Below are 23,172 nucleotides of genomic sequence, written 5' to 3' on the forward strand. Positions count from 1 at the left end.
AGTTTAACCCCCCCTGGAATAGACGCAAACGAACCAACATTCAGCGGGCATACCGGTCTGAAACCAGGCCCACCAGAATAAACAGAACCAGCAATACCGGCGCCAGCGTATAATTGTTGAAATACGCCAGCAGAGTCGCCAGCCAGTAAGGCACAAAAGAAAACACTGCGCCAAACAGAACAAGGTTGAACGCTGCCCGAACCGGTACTCTCAAGACACCGTGTATCCGGGCAGTCCAGCTACTGCATAATGCTGACAATACCCTGCCACCAAACACAACGGCGACGGCCGTTAAAGCGATGGCGACAAGGGTCAGATTGTTACGGAAAAACTGCGACACTGTAATAATAATTTGTGCAATTCCGTCCATAGAGGTTCCCTGTACGTTTGTTGTTATTCCTGCAAAAGCCTTTCTGGCTCAGGCAAATATTTCTAACAGATTATTCAGAAACAGCCGCCCCTGACGTGTAGGTTGCAGCCTGTCGCTATTTTCCAGCAATCCCTGTTTAATGGCAAAGTTTCGCTGTTCTGCCAGCACTTCCAGGTTCATACCTGTATGTTCTGTAAACAGTTGCTCAGGAACACCTGCATTCAGTCTCAGGGCATTCATCATAAATTCAATCGGCAGTTCATCAGCCTCCAGCACCCTGCGACCCGCCTCAAAGGACTTTTCAGTATTCATGTAGTGGGCTGGCATCCGGGTTTTCCAGTTGCGGTAAATGTTGCCAGTGTCGTAATCCGTCAGTTTGCCATGGGCACCTGCACCGATACCGATGTAATCGCCAAACTGCCAGTAGTTCAGGTTATGCCGCGCCTGTCGTCCCGGCTGACTGTACGCCGAAATTTCATACTGTTCAAAACCACCCTGCTCCAGCAGTTCCCAGCCTTGTTCCTGGATCGACCAGAGTTCATCATCTTCCGGCAACACAGGCGTCTTTGAATAGAAAATCGTGTTCGGTTCAATGGTCAGCTGATACCACGACAGGTGCGTCGGCTTCAGGTCGATGGCCGTTTTCAGGTCAAACAGGGCATCCTCTGTGGTTTGCCCTGGCAGACCATGCATCAGATCAATATTGAAGTTATCAAAGCCAATGGCCTGCAAAGAGGCAATAGCTTCCCGCGCTTCAGCAGCGCAGTGTATTCGACCCAGAGCTTTCAGCTTTTCATCCTGAAAACTCTGTACGCCCAGAGACAAACGGTTGATGCCCACATCCCGGTAACGCTTGAAACGATCGTGCTCATAGGTACCCGGATTGGCTTCCATAGTGATTTCAATATCGTCAGCAAAGACTATACGCTGCTGTAAGCCCTGCAATAAGCGGTCAAAGCCCTCTGCTGACATAAGGCTGGGCGTTCCTCCGCCAATGAACAGACTTCGCAGAGGCCGCCCCTGAATGGCTTCCAGCTCCTGATCAAAGTCCTGCAGCAGGGCATCCACATAAGCCTGTTCAGGCAGCCCGCCTTTCAGGGCATGGGAATTAAAATCGCAATAAGGGCATTTTTTAACACACCAGGGGATGTGTACATAAAGACTCAGAGGGGGCAGTTGCAGCATTCGTTATCTTGGTCAGGTGGTTTAAAGTTGTTCTGCCAGCTTTGCCATGGCAATGGCACGATGGCTGATACTGTTCTTCACGTCTTTTGGGAGAACCGCAGCGGAACAGCCTTCAGAGGGCACATAAAACAGCGGGTCGTAACCAAAGCCATGATCACCGCTGGGAGCTTCCAGAATACGCCCTTCCCAGGCACCGTGGCACACCAGTGGGGTTGGATCATCCCCATGACGCAGATAAACCAGCACACAGTGAAAACGGGCGGTTCGCTGCGTTTCCTGTAAGCCTTCCAGGTTCTTCAGCAATTTGGCGTTGTTCTCAGCATCAGAAGCCTCCTCACCGGCGTAGCGGGCAGAATAAATGCCCGGCTGACCATTGAGTGCGTCCACTTCAATACCCGAGTCATCAGCAATGGCTGGCAACCCGGAAATTTTTGCCGCATGGCGGGCTTTGAGGATCGCATTTTCCACAAAGGTCAGTCCCGTCTCTTCCACAGAGTCCACGTTGAACTGACTCTGTGGCAGCATGTCGATATTCAGGTTAGCCAGCAGATGCTGGAATTCCCGCAGTTTACCCTGATTGCCACTGGCCAGAACAATCTGGCGACGTTCACCACTCACGATATTATCTACTCTCGTTAGGACAGTTATTTCCCGTCCTGATAAAATTTTTGCCTGAATTTAACCCGATAGCTGGTATCCGAGCCTTCAGGCTTTACGTCGATGCTGAATTCTAGCAGTTCTTCATTACTGAACCGAAAACCTGCCAGATAATAGATGGCCGAGCCTTCCTTCACTTCCTGAAACGTCAGAGGTACTGACTGTTGCAGAAGGTTTTTGTGCTGACCGTCCAGCTGTGCGGTAACCGCTTTGCCCACCTCGCTGTCTTTAACATTACGAATGGCAATGTTCACAAGGCCGTATTTCGGACCTCGCTCCAGCTGGTACACCCTGGCGATTTCCGGCGCTATGAACGTACTGTTGAACGCTGAAAAATACACCTCGTAATCTCCGAAACGCAGGGGCTCATTTTTCAACACTTTTGCTTCAGGAAACGAGGCCTCAGGAACAGCGGCAGCCCATGCGCTGCCAAGCACCAGAAGACTGGCTAAAAGCACTAAAAACGATCTTGTGATGTTTATTATTTTCATACTGCACCTCTTTATTTCCAGACCACAGGGTTATTTCCAGATCACCGGGTCAGGTGGTAAATTGCTATCTCGCCCATCAGGTTTGGGAGCAGTTTAGTTTTCCAGTCCCCCTTGTGAGCATTATCCACCACCAGTCGCTCAATGACAGTAAACTGCTTCTGCCGGCACAGTTCCTCAAAATCCCTGAACGTACAAAAGTGAATATTCGGCGTGTCGTACCAGGTATAGGGCATAAATCGGGATACCGGCATTTTACCCCTTGTGGATAAGTACCAGCGACAGCGCCAGTGCCCAAAGTTCGGGAAGGTAACAATACACTCCCTGCCCACCCTGAGCATTTCATCCAGGACCCGATGAGGGTGGCGCAACACCTGCAACGCCTGAGTCATGATCACGGTATCGAAACTGCCATCACGGAAATTACCCAGCCCCTGATCAATATCCTGCTCAAGGACATTGATGCCATTAACAATACAGCGTTCAATGTTCTGTGGGTTGATTTCCAGACCATAGCCTTTTACCTGCTTTCTCTGCTTCAGGGATTTCAGCAGTTCGCCATGACCACAGGCAAGATCCAGAACCCGACTCCGGGGTTTTATCCACTGACGTATTATATCGAAATCGTTACGCCTGCTCATGTCTGCCACTCCTGCCGCAATCCACTGCAACCCGATACATATAGGCCGAAAGCGCCTGCATATAGCGGGGTATGCCCATCAGAAAGGCGTCATGCCCCTGAGGCGCATCAATTTCGAGATAAGAAACTTCTTTCCCGGCTTCGAGCAGCGCATCCACAATCTCCCTGGAACGTTCAGGAGAAAAACGCCAGTCGGTGGTAAACGACACCAGCAAAAAGTCCGCTTTCGCAGCCGACAGAGCCCGGGCAAGGTTATCGTTACACTGGCTGGCCGGGTCAAAGTAGTCCAGCGCTCTGGTCATTAGCAGGTAAGTATTAGCATCGAAGTGGCCGGAAAAATTTTCACCTTGATAACGCAGGTAGCTTTCGATCTGGAACTGTACGTCATAATCAAAACTGAACACATCGTTCTTGAGTTCCCGACCAAACTTGGCCCCCATGGCATCATCTGAAAGATAGGTGATATGACCCACCATACGAGCCAGCCCAAGCCCGCTGCGGGGAATGGTTTCATGTTCCAGATAGCGACCGTCACGAAACTGTTCATCGGACATAATGGCCTGGCGCGCCACCTCGTTAAAGGCGATATTCTGAGCGGACAGTTTGGGGGCAGAAGCAATGACAACGGCATGCCGCAAACGCTCAGGATAGGCGACAGACCATTGCAAAACCTGCATTCCTCCAAGACTGCCCCCAACGATAGCAGCCCATTGTTCAATACCAAGGCGATCGGATAAACGAGCCTGGCTCTGTACCCAGTCTTCTACAGTGACTATCGGGAAATCCGGGCCATAGGGTTTGCCGGTTTCAGGGTTGATGCTGACGGGGCCTGTACTGCCATGACAACCGCCCAGGTTATTCAGGCTGACCACAAAAAAACGGTCCGTATCAATGGGTTTGCCGGGGCCAATGCAGTTATCCCACCACCCCGGTTTACAGTCATCCATGGAGTGATAACCGGCAGCATGGTGATGCCCACTCAGGGCATGGCAAATCAGCACAGCATTACTGTGATCGGCATTAAGGGTTCCATAGGTTTCGATCACCAGATCAAAATCGGACAACGAACGACCACAACTCAATTCGAGAGGTTCATCAAAATGGAGGGTCTGAGGTGTAACCAGCCCTACCGAGTTGGCAGGTATGACTTCTGGCATAATACTTCCTGTCGTTCTATTTAGTCTTATCGGTCTTATGCCCACTTTCCGGAGCTTTTTTCAGGGCTATTGTTTTTAAAGCATTCAGCCCCCTCCCGCTCCTGCATCTACCTGGGTCAGCAGACATCACAGGAACAGGACGTTGCAGTTTATCGGCAATGGCGATGGTTGTCAGCTGGCAGAACCGCAATGATCCAGAGCCAGCTCGGTCAGAGCCAACAAATGATTAAGAAACACACCTTCGACAGTCTGTGAAGCAAAGTGCAGATGTCGTGCAGAAATGTAATCTTCAACACTCTGATTGTGCGTTAGAGAGATGTAAAAAGCGCGCATGGCTTCATCTTCAACGTTGAGCACAGAAACGATTCTGGCACAGGGCTGTGTCGTCTCGCTCATGCAATACTCCTTGAGGCAAAAGCCCCCGGGTACATCGCCACCTCTCTTTCATAAATACAGCTTTCAGAAACGCCGTTGGAAACTGTTCGAGAACAAACGGCCACCGTCAGTTAGTGGCCGTTTTTATGGTGATGCAAATAACAAGACACCTGACAAATATGGCCCATTTCATGTCAGATAGCGGCAATCTTCGCTATTCAAGTTTGCCAAGTATAGTTGCTAATTCCACCGTGAATTCAAGATCATCAGAACTTTCGATTCCTTACGAAATACCTTTTTCACACCGAACAAAGTAAAAAGATAAAAGTACGGATAAGCAAACCGGCTTTGCAACGAGGTACTTAGTAAAACTATGTGCTATCGTATGGCTGAGTATGAAACTCTGCTATACCCGTCTGTATGCGTATCCGCAGAGAGCCTTGTTAACTGACAAACTGCTGGTGCTAGAAACACATATGTCCATTGAATCCTTAGGCCATCTGGAATCCAAGCTGCAAAACCTGATCGACAAGCTCGAACTGACCCGTATGGAACTGGAAGAGCTGCGCACTGCCAATACCCGCATGGAGCAGGAAAACGCTGAACTGAAGCAGGAGTTAAGCGCCTGGGGGGAGCGCGTTGGTGCTTTACTGGGTAAACTGGACAACGTCTCTGAAGACGCTGTCACCGAAGAAGAAGCCGCTTACGAAGCTTGATACCTCTGTTCACCCGGCAAACTATTTGTCGGGTGAACATGGCTCTGCTCAGGAGGCGTTCTTAGTCAGATTATCAGGCTCTGTCCTGCGACAGCTCCTGCTCAAGTGCCTCAAGCTCTTCCAGAGCCATCATCCACTCTTCTTCGGTATTATTGATACCTCTGGTCAGGTCTGTCTGTTCTGCCAGCAGGTTTTTAAGCCGGTCTTTTTCCGTAGCATCGTAAATCGATGAATCCGCCAGCTCATCTTCTACAACCGCTAAACGGGTTTGCAGTTTGTCCAGTTGTGATTCCAGCTTATCGGCCTGCTTCTTCAATGGTCGCATTGCGTTACGACGCTCAGCCGCAAGACGTTTCTGATCTTTCCTTCCCCGGGCTGAATGTGCAGCCACTTCTTCATAATCTTCGTTCTGCTGTTCCGTTGCCTGCGTACGCAGTTTAGTCAGCCAGTCACTGTAATCGTCCAGATCACCTGCAAACACATCCACCCTGCCATCATGCACCAGCAGCAGTTCATCCGTAGTACTGCGTAACAGGTTTCTGTCGTGAGAAACCAGAATCATCGCCCCTTCAAATTCCTGTAACGCCATGGTCAGCGCATGACGCATTTCCAGATCAAGGTGGTTGGTCGGTTCGTCCAGCAGCAAAAGGTTAGGCTTTTGCCAGGCAACGATCGCCAGTGCCAGCCGAGCCTGTTCACCACCGGAGAAGCCTTCAATGGTCTCTGTCGCTTTATCGCCATGAAAACCAAAGCCACCCAGAAAATTTCTCAGTTCCTGCTCTCTTGCATCCGGGCTGATTCTTTGCAAATGCAGAGCAGGACTGGCATGGGGATCAAGACTTTCCAGCTGGTGCTGGGCAAAATAGCCCACTTTCAAATGCTCGCCATCCTGTCGTTTACCGGCTATCAGTGGCAGTTCCTGCGCCAGTGTACGAATCAGGGTAGATTTACCGGCACCATTGGCTCCCAGCAAACCAATACGGGAGCCGGGCAATACACTGAGTTTAAGTTTCAAGAGTGCCTTATCCCCATAACCCAGCTCGCCCTGGTCAATAGACAGCAGGGGGGAAGACATTTTATCCGGTTCCGGAAAACGGAAAGTAAAAGGTGAATCCACGTGGGCCGGAACAATGTCTTCCAGCCGGGCCAGCGCTTTCAAACGACTCTGGGCCTGTTTCGCCTTAGTCGCCTTGGCACGGAATCGTTCTACGAATTTTTCCATGTGTTCCCGTTGCTTCTGCTGTCTCTCAAACGCAGCCTGCTGCTGTTGCAGGCGTTCAGCACGCATACGTTCAAACGCAGAGTAATTGCCCCGGTAAGTGTTGGCTTTCTGGTGTTCGATATGAATGGTGATGTCGGTGACCGCATCAAGAAAATCCCGGTCGTGGGAAATGACCACCAGCGTTCCCTGATAACGTTGCAGGAAACCTTCCAGCCAGACGATAGCATCAAGGTCCAAATGGTTGGTCGGCTCGTCAAGAAACAAAACGTCAGACGGGCTCATCAGGGTACGAGCCAGATTCAGGCGCATACGCCAGCCACCGGAGAAGTCTTTGACACTGTTTTCAATCTGGTCATTACCAAACCCAAGACCATGCAGCATCTGCTCAGCTCTGGAGCGAGCCGTATAACCGTCGGCCAGCAACAGCTGTTCATGAAGTTCTGCCAGTTTTTCATGCTGCCCTGCGTTTTCAGCATCATTGATCTTCTGCTCAATGGCACGCAGCTGCTCATCCCCATCAAGAACGTATTCCACCGCCTTACGTTCAAGCGCCTTAATTTCCTGAGCCATGTGGGCAATGCCCCGCCCGGGGTCAATGGATACATCGCCCTGGTCTGGCTGAAGCTCTCCCATAAGCAGGGCTAACAGGCTGGACTTGCCGCAGCCGTTGGCTCCTACCAATCCGACATGCTGGCCGTGATGAATTGTTGCACTGGTGTCTTCAAGCAGGACTTTTCCAGAGCGCTGTAAGCTGACTGAATTCAATGTGATCATGCCGCGCATTATAAAGAATTTATTGGAGGGAGAAAGGTTCGGGAAGCAAAACTCGTTTAATAATACACGCTGAATAAAAAGGGTGGCTGGTATCGCTACGATATCACCGCCACATCGCCACTATACCACCACAAAGGGAGCACTCGCAAAATGCAAGCGAGAGGGAATGAAAAGTCGTTATAGGAAAAAACGCAGGGGGGGAGCCCCCCTGCCGGATAAGCCTACAGGCAAAAAGGCTTAACTCTTTTTAGTCGCTCTCTTTCTGCTGGCAGCTTTTCTAGCAGGAGCTTTTTTCTTGGCAGCTACTTTACGGGTAGCTTTCTTAGCAGGCGCTTTTTTCTTCGCTACTGTCTTTTTGGCGGCCTTTTTGGCTGGTGCCTTTTTCTTGGTAGCAGCTTTACGGGTCACTTTTTTCTTAGCAGTTGCCTTCTTTTTAGTCGCTGCCTTGCTTGTAGCTTTCTTGGCAGCAGCTTTTTTGGTCGTCTTTTTGGCGGTAGACTTTTTAGCAGCAGCCTTCTTGGTAGAAGCTTTTGCTTTAGCCTTGGCCTTTTTCAAAGACTCCTTGGCTTTATCCAGTTTTTTCTTGAGAGCATCAATTTCTTTCTCAAGCTTTTTAACCGGATCCACTTTACGGGTAGCTGCCTTTTTAACTACTTTTTTGACTGGCTTCTTGGCAGCAGGTTTTTTAGCCGCTTTTTTAGCGGTTGGTTTTCTCTTGGCTACAGGCATTTGTCGTCCCTCGTCATTGCCTTTATTAAGTACTCCATTACTTCGTAAATTACTGCATATAAAAAATCTGAATAATTAATACCCAGTTTTAAGTAAAAACATAGAGCGCTTATTACAGGACTGCAAATTTTTTCTTAATTAAATTCCAAAAAATCATTCGTAACTTTTTTAAAATTGAGTTATGCAAATAGTAATGAAATAACAATAACACTATAAAAGCAGGGTTTTTTACATAAAAATGATACAGACTGCTTGATATCTTTTGATATATGCACAAAGATGGAAAAATCACGATGCAAGGACGAAAAAAAGCTATTTTTGCATCCCGGATAACCTACATAAAGAGAGACTCCATGAGATTAAAAGCTTTGGTCGGCATCGCGTTGATGTCATACACCCTTCAGTCTTCTGCTGCGCTAGAAACTGAAGCTGATAAAGTCAGCTACAGTTTGGGGTCGATTCTTGCTGAACAGCTTAAGCAGTTTGAAGGCGTCAATGCTGACGCTCTTTCCAAAGGGATAAAAGACACTCTGGAAGGCAAACCCCTGGAGCTGGAAAAGCAGGAGATGTTCAAGCTTATTGAAAAAGCCCGTAAGGAACAGGAAGAAAAACGCCAGAAGCAACTGCAGGAAGAAGCCGCCAAAAACCTTGAAAAAGGGCAGGCGTTCCTGAAAGAAAATGCCAAAAAGCCCGGCATTTTCACCATGGACAACGGCCTTCAATACAGAATTATTAAAGAGGGCAAAGGCAGCAAGCCTCTTGAAACCAGTGAAGTCACCGTTCACTACGAGGGTAAACTGCTGGATGGTACCGTGTTTGACAGCTCCTACGAACGAAAACAACCTGCGACGTTTAAACTCAACCAGGTTATTCGTGGCTGGACAGAAGGTCTGAAAGCGATGCCTGAAGGTTCAACCTGGGAGTTATTTATTCCTTCCGATCTGGCGTATGGCCCGGGAGGAATTCCAGGCAGAATTGGCCCCAATGAAGTATTGACCTTCAAAGTTGAGTTAATTGAAGTGAAAAAGGACGAGAAAAAAGACGCTAAAAAAGACGAGAAAAAATAGCGTCCAGCTACGAAAAGTCCGGATTCATGAGTCCGGACTTTTCATAAATACCCTGCAATATTACTTTCAACGGGCTATGTCACCAGTTCCCGGTGGGATTCGTGCAGAACTTCTATCAATTTATCTTCAAGCTCAAAGCGTTCTTCCAGTGCTTCCCCTAACTCAGACAGGGAATTTTGCATCATCTGAACGCTGCTGATACTTTCACAGGTATCATTAAACCTTAGGCAAACCTGCGTATTCGTTTCCAGCTTTGGGATGATAGAGTGCGCAACTTCAACACTGCCATCATCAAACTCCATACCCTCTCGTACAAGCTGCTCATAGACTTCGAAATGCCCGGATGATGCATAGTCAACCAGAATCTGGCACATTTCTTCTAGTTTATTAGCGACAGGACGCTTGTCATCGTGAAATTGATCCATTCCATTAACTGAACAGAAAAGAACAATTAATTCCTGACGATCGCCGAGCCAGCGATCAATAATATCCGATACGCCTCCCCAACGTTCTTTGGCCGATTTGCAACCCTCCAGCATGGCAGTTCCTCTTGACGGTTGGATCTTATCATCGATATGGAAACGGCATCACCTAGTCACCGGTTATTTTTGATGATTCAGTTGCTAGGTTATGACAGCGAAATTTTTGCGGCAAGAGGCAAATTGCAAAATATACCAGACCTTTTTCCCATAAAACAAAATCATCACGGTGAAACCCTTGTATTTTAGGGCTCATTTCGTTTTCAACTCGCAATTCAATATATTAAAAAAAATTTTAATTAAAAAAAATTATTTATATTTTGTTCGTTAGTTCCATTTAGACGGTACAATTTACCCACCAGCAGTAAGTGCAGAAAGCAACAGCTGACTGCACACCCTATTAAACAGCACCCTCTCTTTTCCTGAGGCACTCAAATAAGCCAACAACGATAAAGCCGACAAATACAATCAAAGTCCAGCCGGGAATCGTCAACCCAAGAAAAGTCCATTGAACCTCTGCACAGTCACCGGTCCCTGTCAGCATGATTTTCAGAAGGTCTGCAACAGGAAGAATATCGACAAGGTACTCAATTCCGGGCATACAGGCAGGTACTTTTTCCGCTGGCAGATTTTGTATCCATATCTGCCTCGCCGCCAGTAACGCTCCGGTCAGACTGAACAGCGCCAGAAAACCACCATAGCGACGATAGCCTTTTTTAACCGGGTTATGCAGGGTTGCCACCAGCGCAACGATACCAAGCCCCGTAAGAACGATTCTCTGGGAAATGCACAGCGGGCAGGGCTCCAGCCCCAAAGCGAACTGGAGGTAAAATGAAAACATCATCAGCGCCATACAGGCAGCTGTCACCAATAAAAAAGTCAGCCTTGAATGAGGAGTGGTCATTATTGTTGGGCCTCCGTTGCTGTTTTGTTGATAAGAGCGTATCTGCCCTCCGTCATTCCTGCCTGCGCCGGGATGACGATGGGATATTTTCGTCTGCCACTTCCCTTAGTCGGACTCGTGGTACTGCTTCAGGAACTCATCAAAGCTCAGGGTATCGGCAACTTCCAACTGTCTCTGGTTCTCCACAGACTCTTCAGCCAGCGATGTAAAATACTTCTGCCTCTCCTGGCTCATTTCACTGTTTGTGAAGTGCGTCTGGTGAAGTCTGGAAAGATTCAGGATGGCATCGGTATAGCTTTGCGAACCCTTTTGCAGTGCGTCCATCAGCTTAGCCGATGGCGTCAGATTTACATCGTTCAGTTTGTCCTGCTGTTGCCTGATGCTGTCAGTAAAGCCGCTGGTGTCATTGGCTTGGTCCAACATGTGAGCAACAGGAAGCATATCTTCCAGCAATATCAGTCCCCATTCCTGCAGAGACACTTCGCCATGTTCAGACTCCAGCATCAAACCAGGACGGCGACCTTCTTCAACGGTTTTTCGGAAGTTCTCTGTGGTACGGCGACACTCCTGAACAGTGGTCGTAGCCGGGCTGTCTTTTAAGCCAGTGTAAACCAGAAAAACATCCAGAAAATGCGCATCGGTTGATGAAATACCCAGCGGCTCAAACGGGTTAATATCCAGACATCGCACTTCAATATATTCAATCCCTCTACTACCCAGCGCCGCCAAAGGCTTTTCGCCACGACGGGCTATACGCTTGGGTCGGATATTACTGTAGTACTCGTTTTCTATTTGCAGCAGGTTAGCGTTTAACTGCAAATACTGGTCTCCCTGTTTAACACCTATCTCCTCATAAGGCGGATAAGGTGTTTTGATCGCCTTTGACAAACTCGCCACATACTCCTCTATAGTGTTGTAACAGACGTTCAGGGATGACTGGGCGTTATTGGTATAACCCATATCGCTCATACGCAAAGAGGTGGCATAGGGTAAAAAGAGAGAGTCCTCATCAAGACTCTGAAGACTGTGAGCCACCTTTGACTCAGCAAAAAAACTCTTGCTGACAGCAGGAGAGGCACCGAACAGATACATCAACAGCCAGGAGTACCGACGGAAGTTGCGGATCAACCCCAAATAAAATCCAGACTGAAAAGCCTGTTCACCGCCATTGACTGCTTCGTCCTGACCAAGCAGGTGCCAAAGCTCAGCAGGCAGGGAAAAGTTGTAATGCAAACCGGCTATGGTCTGCATCGCCTTGCCGTAGCGGTGCGCAAGTCCTTCTCTATAAACCGACTTCATGACGCCCGGATTTGAATGACCGTACCGGGCAATAGGTATACGAGCCTCACCTTCCAGAATGGATGGCATGCTCCCAGCCCACAAAAGTTCATTATCCATCACTTTGCTGGTGACTATATGCAGCTCATTCAGGAAGTTCAGAGTATCATCAATCTGGTTATGCACCGGTGTAATAAACTCCAGCAGCGCTTCAGAGTAATCGGTGGTGATATAGGGATGGGTCAGAGTCTTGCCCAGAGCCTTCGGATGCGACGTTTGCGCCAGTCGGGCATCCGGACTGACTCGCAGACCTTCTCTCTCAATCCCGTGTCGTATACCGCTGAATAACTTGTGATGTTCAGGTCGCCGCAAAAGCTTCAGGCGACGCTCGTAAAGAGTAGTCAAGATCAGTTCCAATTCTGTTTATACTGGCAATGACTCCGGAATCTCCAGCGCATCATGAACGAAACAACTTGATCCGGAAACAGCTTGAGCCAAAAGACAGCTTGAGCCAAAAGATAGTCGCAACATGACTTCGCAGACGGGTTCCCAGTGAAAGTACTTATGCTACCAAGCGGACTATATAGCGTTCACGCCTGATATGCACCTGCAAGAATGAGCCAGCAGCCTGTGGCAACACGATGAAGCATAACTTTAAAGAGTCATTTAAGTACCTGTTAAATGGTATCGATTACTCCGTTTTCAACCCGCAGGAAACCGTATCATTTAAACCGGTAATGAAAACGAAGACGAATGCCTTCAGTGATTTCGTTGGCGCCGGGGAAAAAAGCTGGAGGATCAGGTCTGCCGGATTTGCGTAGATGAACATCACGGTTCCGCTGTTCTTCAACTTCCTGAGCGGTTTTCGGATGACCTGGCAGATCAATGGTAATATCAAACCATCGGTACTCATCAATTCTGAAAACCAGTATCCCATATCTCTGTTGTTGTTCAGGGCAGCTCTCCTGACCGGAGCTACCGATAACCCCTACCGAGAGAAACAAGCAGCATAAATAGCTTCTGATTGCCTTACGCAAAGAAAGGTAATATTTGCAGGAGTGATCACGACACACAATACTGACCATGAACAATAAGGAGAGAACCATAATTCTAGAACCATTTGTTACGATATCAGCAGCCGTTGAGCCGGGTTCTGCCAAGCCGTCTTCGATTGTGTATTATTGGGGTATCAATTTCTGTGGCCGCAAAGGCTAACAGCAACGGCTTCCAGAGCGAAAGGTAATGAAATTTACATTTAAAAAATTGGGCTATGTTGACCAGGGGACAATTGAGCTGGGCGATATGACCCTTATCTGCGGCCCAAACAATGTGGGCAAGACCTGGCTGAATTATGCTATCTATGGGCTGCTGAAGCATTATCCGACTATTACCTCTTTTGGCTTTGATGATCATATGGTCGATCATCTCAAAGAGGCTGGCACCATAAAAATCGAGCTTGATGAATACGCCAACAAGATGGGTCACTTCCTGAAGCAATTGTCCCGTACTTTCAGCAGAAGTCTTGGAGGGTATTTCAATACCGACTCAGAATTGATGAAAGGAGCGAGTATTAGCCTTTCTCTGGATGACTACTCTCTGGATATCAACAAAGAGTTTTACAAAACTTTCCGGTTCGGGCGTAAAGCTACCCTGAGCTTTTCAAAAGAGGCAGGAGCGGACATTCTGGATGTGACCCTTCAGGATGTGGACGTTGGCGTACCGCATCAGATAATCAGCGATATTATCAATCAGGAGCTGACAAGATGCCTGCTGGAAGATCACGTGCTTTCACCCTTTGTGTTAACCTCCGAACGCACAGGAATTTCCCTGTTTTATAAAGAGCTTGATCTCAGTAAAAATATTCTGGTTGAGCATCTGGCCAATAGCAAAGATGGTGTTAACCCCCTCAAATTATTGAACAGTATGCGTTCTCGATACGCAGAACCAATCAAGGACAATATCGATACGGTGCGGGACGCCGACAACCTTGCCAGACAGAAAAGCTTTCTTAAGGAAGGAAAGGCAGGAAAGTTCAAACCTGTTTTTGATGCCCTGAGAGAAATCATAGGGGGTAGTTTTAAGGTGGTCGACAACCAGGTGCTTTACCAGCCAGCCAAAGAACGGAACAGGGATAAGACCGTACTGCCTATTTATCTGGCCTCTTCTTCTATCAAGTCGATATTCTTACTGGATTTGTATATTAACTCACTGGCAGAAAAAGACAGTGTACTGATCATTGATGAACCAGAGCTGAACCTCCATCCGGACAAACAAAGACAAGTAGCAAGATTGCTGGCACGGCTCGTTAATGCTGGCGTGAAAGTGGTCATGACTACCCATAGCGACTTTCTGGTAAGAGAAATCAATAATCGCATTATGCTCAATACCAACTTTGACAAGCGTGATGCGCTAATGAAGAAAAATAAACTCACTAAAGAAGATATTCTACGCCCGGAACAGGTGAGGGCGTATACCGTCCAGCCGGATCATAACATCCATCAGGTTGAAGTGTCCGAAGACGGCATTGACACCACTATTTTTGACCAGAATATCGAAGAGGCTAATGCTTTGCAGGATGCCATTTAGGGAAGCAGCAGAACATAATATACCGCTGTTGGCTGTTGGCTGTTGGCTTTTGGCTGTATGAGCAGCTAATAGCCAACAGCCAACAGCCAAAAGCCCGGTAAGTTATTGAATGCTGCGCCCCTTACTACCAAATGAGCTGAAAAAAGGCCTGCCAACAGAAAGCGCATACCTCAATTGGAAAAAGAGTACATTCGTTTCTTTCCGGTAGCGGATCGCCAGGCAAAGCTTCAACTCAGTCAATTTGTTGCATAGAAAGATTTACGTCGGTTGTGGTATTTGAGCCTCGGACTCCGGCTCAAATACCACGGTTCACATCCGTTTACTTACGCAGCTTCTTAGCATTAGCAAACAGATCAGCAAACGAGCCTGCCGCCTTTTCCTTCTGACGGTTACCACCACGAGTTTGCTGCTTCTGCTGTGGTTTTCCGGCACCACCCGCAGAGCGCTCACGACGGGGTTGCTGACGGGCTTCAGCCACTTCTTCCGCTTTGTCCTTCATACGCATGGACAGACCAATACGCTTGCGGGAAACGTCGACTTCCATGACCTTCACCTTAACAATGTCACCCGCCTTAACCACTTCAGCCGGGTCTTTGACAAAGCTTTCAGACAGCGCAGAAATGTGCACCAGGCCGTCCTGATGAACGCCCACGTCAACAAACGCACCAAAGTTGGTGACGTTCGTCACCACACCTTCCAGCTCCATATTCAGCTTCAGGTCACTGATTTTGACAACACTGTCGTCAAATTCCGGTGCCTTGAACTCAGGACGTGGATCACGACCCGGCTTGTCCAGTTCTGCAATGATGTCGGTTACCGTCGGAACACCAAAGGTTTCATCGGTATACTCTTTCGGGTCAAGGGCTTTCAGAAAACCACTGTCGCCAATCAGGCTGCGAACATCGCGTTCAAACTTGCCACCGATTTTTTCCACTACTGAGTAGGTTTCCGGGTGAACCGCAGAAGCGTCCAGCGGGTTATCACCGCTCATGATACGCAGAAAGCCTGCCGCCTGTTCGAAAGTTTTGGCTCCCATACGTTCAACGTCTTTTAATTGCTCACGGCTGCTGAACGCACCGTTGCGGTCACGGAAAGCAACAATATTGTCTGCCAGGGTACGGTTCAGACCGGACACACGGGTCAGCAAGGCGCTGGAAGCCGTATTCACGTCAACACCTACGGCGTTTACACAGTCTTCCACAACAGCTTCCAGAGAGCGTGACAGCTGAGTCTGGCTAACGTCGTGCTGGTACTGACCCACACCAATGGCCTTGGGCTCAATTTTTACCAGTTCCGCCAGTGGGTCCTGCAGACGACGGGCGATGGATACTGCACCACGGATGGAAACATCCAGATCCGGAAATTCCCGGGCTGCCAGTTCAGAAGCTGAGTACACCGACGCGCCCGCTTCGCTGACAACAATCTTGGTCAGACCCAGTTTAGGGTAGGCACGCATCAGCTCTGCCACCAGGCGGTCAGTTTCGCGGGAAGCCGTACCATTACCAATGCTGACCAGCTCCACACCATGGGTCAGGCACAGGGTCGCCAGCGTACCCAGAGCCTCTTTCCATTGGCGTTGAGGGGCGTGTGGGAAAATGGTGGTGTGTTCCACCAGCTTGCCGGTGCCGTCAACCACTGCCACTTTAGTGCCGGTACGCAGGCCCGGGTCCAGTCCCAGGGTCGGGCGCAAGCCCGCAGGGGCTGCCAGCAGCAGGTCTTTCAGATTTTTCGCAAAGACCTTGATGGCTTCTTCCTCTGCACTTTCACGCACCGTTCCCATCAGTTCCGTTTCCAGCTGTGGCAGCAACTTGATACGCCAGGTCCAGCGCACAACCTCTTTCAGCCATTTATCAGCCGGACGATCCTGATGAACGATGTCGTAGAAGTCCGCTACCACACCTTCACACGGATGAGTTTCCAGGCGGGATTCCGGCTCATTGGCCAGCTTCAGGCTGGATTGCAGAACGCCTTCGTTGCGGCCACGCAGGATTGCCAGCATACGGTGGGAAGGGACGTTTTTAAGCGCCTCGTCGTGTTCAAAGTAGTCACGGAACTTGGCGCCTTCTTCTTCCTTGCCTTCAATGCCACGGCTGGAAAGAATGCCTTCTTCCCACAGCATGTTACGCAGTTTACCCAGCAGCTCAGCATTTTCACTGAAGCGCTCCATCAGGATATAGCGGGCACCTTCCAGAGCCGCCTTCGTATCCGCAACGCCTTTGTCGGCATCGACATAGCCTGCCGCTTCAGCTTCCGGATCAACTTCCGGCTGCTCAAACAGTTTGTCCGCCAGAGGCTCCAGACCCGCTTCAATCGCAATCTGACCTTTGGTGCGGCGCTTCGGCTTGTAAGGCAGGTAGAGATCCTCAAGGCGGGTTTTGGTGTCTGCGTCCAGAATGTCTTTTTCCAGTTCCGGAGTCAGCTTGTCCTGCTCGCGAATACTGTTGAGAATGGTCGCTCTTCTGTCTTCCAGCTCGCGCAGATAGCGCAACCTTTCTTCCAGAACTCGAAGCTGGGTGTCGTCCAGACCGCCGGTAGCCTCTTTACGATAACGGGCGACAAACGGCACGGTCGCACCATCGTCCAGCAAATTAACAGCACTAACTACTTGCGCTGTCCGAACATTCAGCTCTTCTGCTATACGCTGAAAGATGATCTCCATAAAACCTTACTCGTTATTTATAACGCTTTAATTTGGATGGAGAATTATAACGGTTCATGACGTTTTGTCTGTAGCACAGGATGGATTAACGATTAGAAAATCTGTTCCGCTGGTTATAAATGAAAACGGGAGCCGCAGCTCTCGTTTTCATTACTTTATTTAAAAAATCAGTCCAGCTGTGGACCAGCCGCTACCAGGGCCTTACCTTCTTCATTGTCAGTGAATTTGTTGAAGTTGGTAATAAAGCGATCCGCCAGGTCCTGGGCCTTGCTCTCCCACTCTGCCTTATCTGCGTAGGTGTTCTGAGGATTCAGAATGGTATCATCCACACCGTTTACACTCTGAGGCACATGCAGACCGAAATACGGCAGTGTTTTTGTTTCAGCTCCATCAATAGAGCCATCCATAATGGCATCAATGATGGCACGGGTTGCCTGGATAGAAATACGTTTGCCAGTACCATTCCAGCCAGTGTTTACCAGGTAAGCGGTAGCACCGTGTTCTTCCATCTTCTTCACCAGTTCTTCAGCATACTTAGTAGGATGCAGAGTCAGGAAAGCTGCACCAAAGCAGGAAGAGAAGGTGGGTGTCGGTTCGGTGATACCGCGTTCAGTACCGGCCAGTTTAGCGGTAAAGCCAGACAGGAAGTGGTACTTGGTCTGTTCCGGGGTCAGTTTCGCCACCGGAGGCAGTACACCAAAGGCATCTGCCGTCAGGAAGATAACCCGCTTGGCATGACCCGCTTTGGAAACAGGCTTCACGATATTTTCGATATGGTGCAGCGGATAAGATACACGGGTGTTTTCTGTCTTGGAACCGTCGTCGAAATCGATCTTGCCACCAGCGTTTACGGTAACGTTTTCCAGCAGTGCGTCACGACGGATAGCGTGGTAGATATCCGGCTCATTTTCTTCAGACAGCTTAATGGTCTTGGCGTAGCAGCCACCTTCAAAGTTAAAGATGCCGTCGTCATCCCAGCCGTGCTCGTCGTCACCAATCAGCGCCCGCTTAGGGTCAGCAGACAGTGTCGTTTTACCCGTACCGGACAAACCAAAGAATACCGCAACGTCGCCTTTCTCACCCACGTTGGCAGAACAGTGCATGGAAGCAATTCCACGCAGAGGCAGCAGGTAGTTCATCATGGCGAACATACCTTTCTTCATTTCGCCACCGTACCAGGTACCACCAATCACCTGCACTTTTTCAGTCAGGTTGAACGCCACAAAATTTTCAGAGTTCAGACCCTGCTCTTGCCACAACGGGTTTCTGGTTTTGGCGCCATTCATAACAACGAAATCAGGCTTGAACGTTTTCAGCTCTTCTTCCGTCGGGCGAATAAACATGTTCTTAACAAAGTGTGCCTGCCAGGCCACTTCAGTCACAATCCGGATGCTCAGACGGGTATCCGGGTTGGCACCGCAAAAACCGTCAATAACAAACAGGCGCTTACCGGACAGCTGTTCGGTAACCAAGCCTTTCAGGTGAGTCCAGACTTCCTGATTAATCGGTTTGTTGTCGTTTTTAGAATCTTCTGTTGTCCACCACATGCTGTCTGCGGTGGTTTCATCCTTAACAATCCATTTATCTTTAGGAGAGCGTCCGGTGAAAATGCCGGTATCCACGGCTACGGCACCCAGCTCGGTGACAACACCTTTCTCGTAACCTTCCAGTTCCGGTTTAGTTTCTTCTTCGAACAGAGTGTCGTAAGACGGGTTATAAACGATTTCTTTAACGTCTTTGATGCCGATCTCAGCCAGAGACTGAGGGTCTAATTCGACATTTACATTGATTTCGCTCATAGAAATTGCTCTCCCAGGCTTGTAATCGTTATGCCTATCTATAAAAAGCTTTGAAAAACTTTGTGATAGTTTGTACCGGGCTTATTCTAAGTTATTAACCCTGCAAGTTAAACTTATTATTATTTACATTTATTTTTAGTAAATTTCCTTACAACCCAGATCACACCATTCGGCTTTTATCTAACTACAATCGGATTACCATTACATTGATAGTGATCAAAAAAGAAAATGTTTAACAACCGCTGAACTGCGAATTAAGAATTGTTCGTCGTTTATTTATTATTCAGGCTTTATCGTGTATTGGCAGCCCGCCAGAATCTGACGGGCTGATGTTACACCATTATCATCGAATTAAGCTCATTAGCTGGCAACGTTATTACCACCAGGTCTCCATATTGAAGCCAACGATAACTTCATTTTTCTTTTTCTTCTCACCGAGACTGACAGGCTTGGCATAAACCTTATTACTTCCTTCCCCACGATTCCATTCATCCGTCTTTCTGGCATAGGTCACAAAAGCCCGCAGGGATGGACGTCCCCAGACCCCTCTGCCCGCCTGGAATATCTGTGCCAGGGTGATCTTGGCCATCTCGTTGGTGCCAGCGCCATTTTCAGCCTTCACGGTCTCATAACCCACTTCCAGCGCCGTTGCTATATTATCAGTCCACTGGTACTGAGGGCGGGCACCGATACTGAACCACTCCTCACCTCTTTTATTATCCAGTTTCTTATCCTGCCAGGCGATGTTGTACATCATCTCAATGTCTTTAGAGATATTTACTTCACCATGGTTGAATACCCGCCAGCTGTGACCATTGTGATCTTCGCCAATGCTGTATTTGCGAGTCTTACCGCCCTCGGCACTCATCAAGCCACCGGCAAGGCCGTCCGCACCGTATTGCACCGCCAGTGTGTTGTTACCGTGGGCCCAGTCCTGTTTATACAGGGTTGAGAACATGTAACCAGAGTCTGTTACTTTTTCGCCAGGGGCTTTTTCAAATTTTGAATTCTGAGCAAAGGCATAGTTCATACCAACGATCAGTTCACCGGAATCATTTAACTGAATATCACTGACCCGGAGGTCGATATTGTGCAGAGTTCGTTTATTTTTATCGATGTCTGTATTTGACTCCGGCGACATCCACGCCACCTGGGCATTACCAAAACCAATATTCCAGTCTTCAATACCAATACCGGTACTGGAGGTGTCCCAGTACTTGATATCAGCCAGATGCACTTCATGACGACGATAATGGCGTTCACCCACCCAGACCTTGGCATCTGGCTGGGAAGCAAACAGGCCATGACCCGCTGACCACATCTGAATCGTACTGACATCGCCCCATTTGTCGCCGCTGCCAATCATCAACGTGGTATCAAAGTAGGTGTCGCCATCACGCCAGAGGTCCATGGCGATACCGGCTTCCCACCAGTTCATTTCATTACCGAGTCGGTAGTTACCATAACCCTGGTCGGCACGAATTACCTCGCTACGTTCACCTTTACCACCGTTGTGATCGTTATTATTGGTGTAAAGAGTTCCCCATTTGGCATAACCCATGGTTCGAACATTCTCAATACCAAAATTGGCATGGGCAACCGTGGCTGAACATAAAACGGCTAAAGAGACAGCGTTAGCTATAAGTGTTTTTTTTAACATAGGTGTTACTCAATTATTAATGTGTGTTGAGTTATTTGTAATAAAACGAAAATTTCGGTGCTTTTTTCAGGCAATAGAAATGTTCACCAATAAATAGTGATGTTTATCTGATTACGGAAATCATCAATTAATGACCTTACGGGTCGTTATATTTTTTAATCCCCAAAATATAAAGTTATTAACAGTGAACCACCCATCAGCTTCCATTAATTAAAAAGCCTGATAAGTGACTCACTGAAAACATGCCTTAAACCATCCCTTAAACTCTGGTCAGTCGAATCAACAATGCACTCTCTGGCTGAAGCACCGGCATCGTTAATCCCACCTGCCCTAACAATGCGCCACTCATGGATACGGCTTCCATCATCCACGGTGGACACTGTTTCATGTAGAGGTTTGTTGAACTGTTTTCCAGCACTTCCACCCGATAATTCATGTCAGGATTCAGACCCGGTATTTTCAGCGGTGCCGCCAGGGCGTATTCCGACATTTTGAATTGTGAATACATCAGAACCGCTTCCCGCTGATTCTCACTCACCACCCCCCATGCCTGGGTCTCTTTAACATCCGTGTCACAACGGAAGTGGTTGCCAGTGTGCAGCAAACCACGGAAAGACTTGTGCAATGCAATGTATTTGGCAAACGCCTGTTTTTCTTCTTCCGATGCGCTGGCAGGATCCAGCTCAACGCCCATATGACCAAACAGTGCCGTAATGCCACGAAAATGGCTGTTATGCTGTCGCCCGGTGGTATGGCAATGCTTTGCACCAATATGAGCGCCGGTAATTTCCAGCGGGAAGAAGTAGCTGGCACCACGCTGAATCGCCTGACGCTCCAGCGCATCATTACAGTCTGATGCCCAGAACCGGTGGGTCCGGCGCAACACTTCGTAATCCACACGACCACCGCCGCCGGAACAGGTTTCAATTTCCACCAGCGGGTGCTTTTCCCTGACAAAATCCACCAGCCGGTAGTAAGCCTCTACCTGACCGTGGAAACCGGCCTTGCCATTATGGGTGGGCTGCACCAGCTCCCGGTTCATATCCCACTTTATATAACTAATGTCGTATTCCGACAGCAGTGCATCGAGTCTTCCGGCAATAAAGTCAAAGGCTTCAGGAATTTGCAGATTCAGTACGTACTGATTGCGAATAGTGACCTGCTCATAACCTTCGGTATGAAGCATCCATTCCGGATGTTCGCGGTAAAGATCAGAATCCGGGCTGATCATTTCCGGCTCAAACCAGAGACCAAACTCCATGCCGTGCTCTTTTACGCAATCAATAATGGGTTGCAGACCTTCCGGGTACTTGCCGGTATCCAGATACCAGTCACCCAGTGCCGCATTGTCACCATTACGCCCACGAAACCAGCCATCATCAATGATAAAACGTTCAATCCCGATGTCAGCGGAAGAACGCACCATGTTCATGATGTAATCCGGGTCATGGTCAAAATAAATGCCTTCCCAGGTGTTCAGGTGAACCGGACGGATTTTTTCAGGTTCCGGGAAAGAGACAATCTCAGCACGAACATGTCGGTGAAAGTTCTGGCTGATCCCGTTCAGTCCTTTGCTGCTAAACGTGCTGTAGAGGGTTGGCGTCTTATAGCACTCACCCGCTGCCAGTGTCATTTCACCGGGCATCAACAACTCGCCTGCCTGAATATAACGACGGCCGTCGTTCATTGCTTCCGTATGAATACGGTGGTTGCCACTCCAGCCAAGATGAAAACCGTAAACATTACCCGCTGTTTCACCGAAACCGACATCCCCCATCATGACACCGGGGAAATGTTCGTGGGAGGTTCGGCCACGGCGGTTTTCCAGGGTAAAACCGCCACGATCCAGAACCTTCCGTTCTGTCTGAAATTCATGGGTCCAGCGACCGTGGAAATATTGAATTTCACGGGCAGTCACCGGCAACGGCAGGGTATTGGTCAGCTTGTGCAACTCATAGGCAGACTCACCGGCATTGGTCAGCTCCAGATACGTTTCCAGAACGCTGGTGGCCGGATTCAGGGTCAGGTGAATAGCGAGCTTCAGTTCCGCCCTCGGGTCACGGCAGGAAAAAACAACACGATTGTTTTGCTCAAGCACTTCTTCCACCGTGAACTCCGGCGACCAGTGATTGCCCTGCCGACAACCTTCCAGTCCGGGGGAACTGAACAATCCACGGGCGTGCTCAGGGCAAAGGGACAACACCGTATCCGTATCAATGCTGCCCTGCTGAACCGGGCGATGATTAGCCTGAAAATACAAAGCCAGGTCAGTGGTTTCTGGCAGCTTTTCACCCCAATAAACGACTTCGGGCAGGTGTTTTTCTGCTTTGATCAGAACACTGGTGGTCTCTGTTGACAGATGAATCAATGGTTTCGTCATAGCGGTCGTATTGTTTAGTGTCGTATCGTTTGATGTCATAGCATTGA

At 48.8% G+C, this 23,172-nt stretch carries 20 protein-coding genes; 3 read left to right on the forward strand and 17 right to left on the reverse strand.

Features of this window, described 5'->3' with window-relative positions:
- Positions 1 to 40: 40 nt before the first annotated feature.
- The 7 genes from NX720_RS08865 to NX720_RS08895 form a co-directional block, all read right to left on the reverse strand.
- Positions 41 to 370, reverse strand: a complete 330-nt coding sequence (locus NX720_RS08865; protein ID WP_262600772.1) for a DUF3392 family protein — start codon at positions 368 to 370, stop codon at positions 41 to 43.
- Positions 371 to 418: 48 nt separating this feature from the next.
- The gene (gene hemW / locus NX720_RS08870; protein ID WP_262600773.1) at positions 419 to 1,555 is read right to left on the reverse strand and encodes a radical SAM family heme chaperone HemW; all 1,137 of its coding nucleotides are present in this window, start codon (positions 1,553 to 1,555) and stop codon (positions 419 to 421) included.
- Positions 1,556 to 1,576: 21 nt separating this feature from the next.
- Positions 1,577 to 2,173, reverse strand: a complete 597-nt coding sequence (locus NX720_RS08875; protein ID WP_262600774.1) for an XTP/dITP diphosphatase — start codon at positions 2,171 to 2,173, stop codon at positions 1,577 to 1,579.
- Between the two features lie 26 nt (positions 2,174 to 2,199).
- Complete coding sequence (locus NX720_RS08880) at positions 2,200 to 2,703, reverse strand: DUF4426 domain-containing protein (protein ID WP_262600775.1); 504 nt, start codon at positions 2,701 to 2,703, stop codon at positions 2,200 to 2,202.
- Between the two features lie 41 nt (positions 2,704 to 2,744).
- The gene (gene metW, locus NX720_RS08885; RefSeq protein ID WP_262600776.1) at positions 2,745 to 3,341 is read right to left on the reverse strand and encodes a methionine biosynthesis protein MetW; all 597 of its coding nucleotides are present in this window, start codon (positions 3,339 to 3,341) and stop codon (positions 2,745 to 2,747) included.
- Positions 3,328 to 4,497, reverse strand: a complete 1,170-nt coding sequence (metX, locus tag NX720_RS08890) for a homoserine O-succinyltransferase MetX (protein WP_262600777.1) — start codon at positions 4,495 to 4,497, stop codon at positions 3,328 to 3,330. The genes metW and metX overlap by 14 nt, the downstream gene beginning before the upstream one ends.
- A gap of 171 nt (positions 4,498 to 4,668) precedes the next feature.
- Entirely contained in the window at positions 4,669 to 4,893 is a 225-nt protein-coding gene (locus NX720_RS08895; RefSeq protein WP_262600778.1) for a hypothetical protein, read from the reverse strand.
- 455 nt (positions 4,894 to 5,348) lie between these two features.
- Here NX720_RS08895 and NX720_RS08900 point away from each other — a divergent pair, with 455 nt between their 5' ends.
- Positions 5,349 to 5,588, forward strand: a complete 240-nt coding sequence (locus NX720_RS08900) for a cell division protein ZapB (RefSeq protein WP_262600779.1) — start codon at positions 5,349 to 5,351, stop codon at positions 5,586 to 5,588.
- 73 nt (positions 5,589 to 5,661) lie between these two features.
- Here the strand turns inward: NX720_RS08900 and NX720_RS08905 are convergent, their stop codons facing one another.
- Together NX720_RS08905 and NX720_RS08910 are read right to left on the reverse strand one after the other, a co-directional pair.
- Entirely contained in the window at positions 5,662 to 7,584 is a 1,923-nt protein-coding gene (locus NX720_RS08905; protein ID WP_262600780.1) for an ATP-binding cassette domain-containing protein, read from the reverse strand.
- A 237-nt stretch (positions 7,585 to 7,821) separates the two neighbouring features.
- Positions 7,822 to 8,313: a hypothetical protein gene (locus tag NX720_RS08910; RefSeq protein ID WP_262600781.1), complete on the reverse strand. Its 492-nt coding sequence runs from the start codon at positions 8,311 to 8,313 to the stop codon at positions 7,822 to 7,824.
- A 353-nt stretch (positions 8,314 to 8,666) separates the two neighbouring features.
- Here NX720_RS08910 and NX720_RS08915 point away from each other — a divergent pair, with 353 nt between their 5' ends.
- On the forward strand, positions 8,667 to 9,380 hold the full coding sequence (locus NX720_RS08915) for an FKBP-type peptidyl-prolyl cis-trans isomerase (protein WP_262600782.1): 714 nt from the start codon (positions 8,667 to 8,669) through the stop codon (positions 9,378 to 9,380).
- 74 nt (positions 9,381 to 9,454) lie between these two features.
- Here the strand turns inward: NX720_RS08915 and rsd are convergent, their stop codons facing one another.
- The 4 genes from rsd to NX720_RS08935 all read right to left on the reverse strand — a co-directional run bounded on the left by rsd (position 9,455) and on the right by NX720_RS08935 (position 13,147).
- Complete coding sequence (gene rsd / locus NX720_RS08920) at positions 9,455 to 9,919, reverse strand: sigma D regulator (protein WP_262600783.1); 465 nt, start codon at positions 9,917 to 9,919, stop codon at positions 9,455 to 9,457.
- 340 nt (positions 9,920 to 10,259) lie between these two features.
- On the reverse strand, positions 10,260 to 10,763 hold the full coding sequence (locus NX720_RS08925) for a disulfide bond formation protein B (RefSeq protein WP_262600784.1): 504 nt from the start codon (positions 10,761 to 10,763) through the stop codon (positions 10,260 to 10,262).
- A 105-nt stretch (positions 10,764 to 10,868) separates the two neighbouring features.
- A complete protein-coding gene (gshA, locus tag NX720_RS08930) occupies positions 10,869 to 12,458 on the reverse strand; it encodes a glutamate--cysteine ligase (RefSeq protein ID WP_262600785.1) in 1,590 nt (529 codons plus the stop codon).
- 305 nt (positions 12,459 to 12,763) lie between these two features.
- On the reverse strand, positions 12,764 to 13,147 hold the full coding sequence (locus tag NX720_RS08935; RefSeq protein ID WP_262600786.1) for a hypothetical protein: 384 nt from the start codon (positions 13,145 to 13,147) through the stop codon (positions 12,764 to 12,766).
- Positions 13,148 to 13,283: 136 nt separating this feature from the next.
- Here NX720_RS08935 and NX720_RS08940 point away from each other — a divergent pair, with 136 nt between their 5' ends.
- Complete coding sequence (locus NX720_RS08940; protein WP_262600787.1) at positions 13,284 to 14,627, forward strand: AAA family ATPase; 1,344 nt, start codon at positions 13,284 to 13,286, stop codon at positions 14,625 to 14,627.
- A gap of 319 nt (positions 14,628 to 14,946) precedes the next feature.
- Here the strand turns inward: NX720_RS08940 and NX720_RS08945 are convergent, their stop codons facing one another.
- The 4 genes from NX720_RS08945 to NX720_RS08960 all read right to left on the reverse strand — a co-directional run bounded on the left by NX720_RS08945 (position 14,947) and on the right by NX720_RS08960 (position 23,164).
- The gene (locus tag NX720_RS08945) at positions 14,947 to 17,286 is read right to left on the reverse strand and encodes a Tex family protein (protein ID WP_262600788.1); all 2,340 of its coding nucleotides are present in this window, start codon (positions 17,284 to 17,286) and stop codon (positions 14,947 to 14,949) included.
- A gap of 167 nt (positions 17,287 to 17,453) precedes the next feature.
- Complete coding sequence (gene pckA, locus NX720_RS08950) at positions 17,454 to 19,085, reverse strand: phosphoenolpyruvate carboxykinase (ATP) (RefSeq protein WP_262600789.1); 1,632 nt, start codon at positions 19,083 to 19,085, stop codon at positions 17,454 to 17,456.
- Between the two features lie 376 nt (positions 19,086 to 19,461).
- Positions 19,462 to 20,745 carry a carbohydrate porin gene (locus NX720_RS08955; RefSeq protein WP_262600790.1) on the reverse strand — a complete coding sequence of 428 codons (1,284 nt, stop codon included), beginning with the start codon at positions 20,743 to 20,745 and terminating at the stop codon, positions 19,462 to 19,464.
- A gap of 259 nt (positions 20,746 to 21,004) precedes the next feature.
- On the reverse strand, positions 21,005 to 23,164 hold the full coding sequence (locus NX720_RS08960; RefSeq protein ID WP_262600791.1) for an alpha-galactosidase: 2,160 nt from the start codon (positions 23,162 to 23,164) through the stop codon (positions 21,005 to 21,007).
- Positions 23,165 to 23,172 lie beyond the last annotated feature (8 nt).

The organism is Endozoicomonas euniceicola, from assembly GCF_025562755.1.
GTDB lineage: Bacteria > Pseudomonadota > Gammaproteobacteria > Pseudomonadales > Endozoicomonadaceae > Endozoicomonas_A > Endozoicomonas_A euniceicola.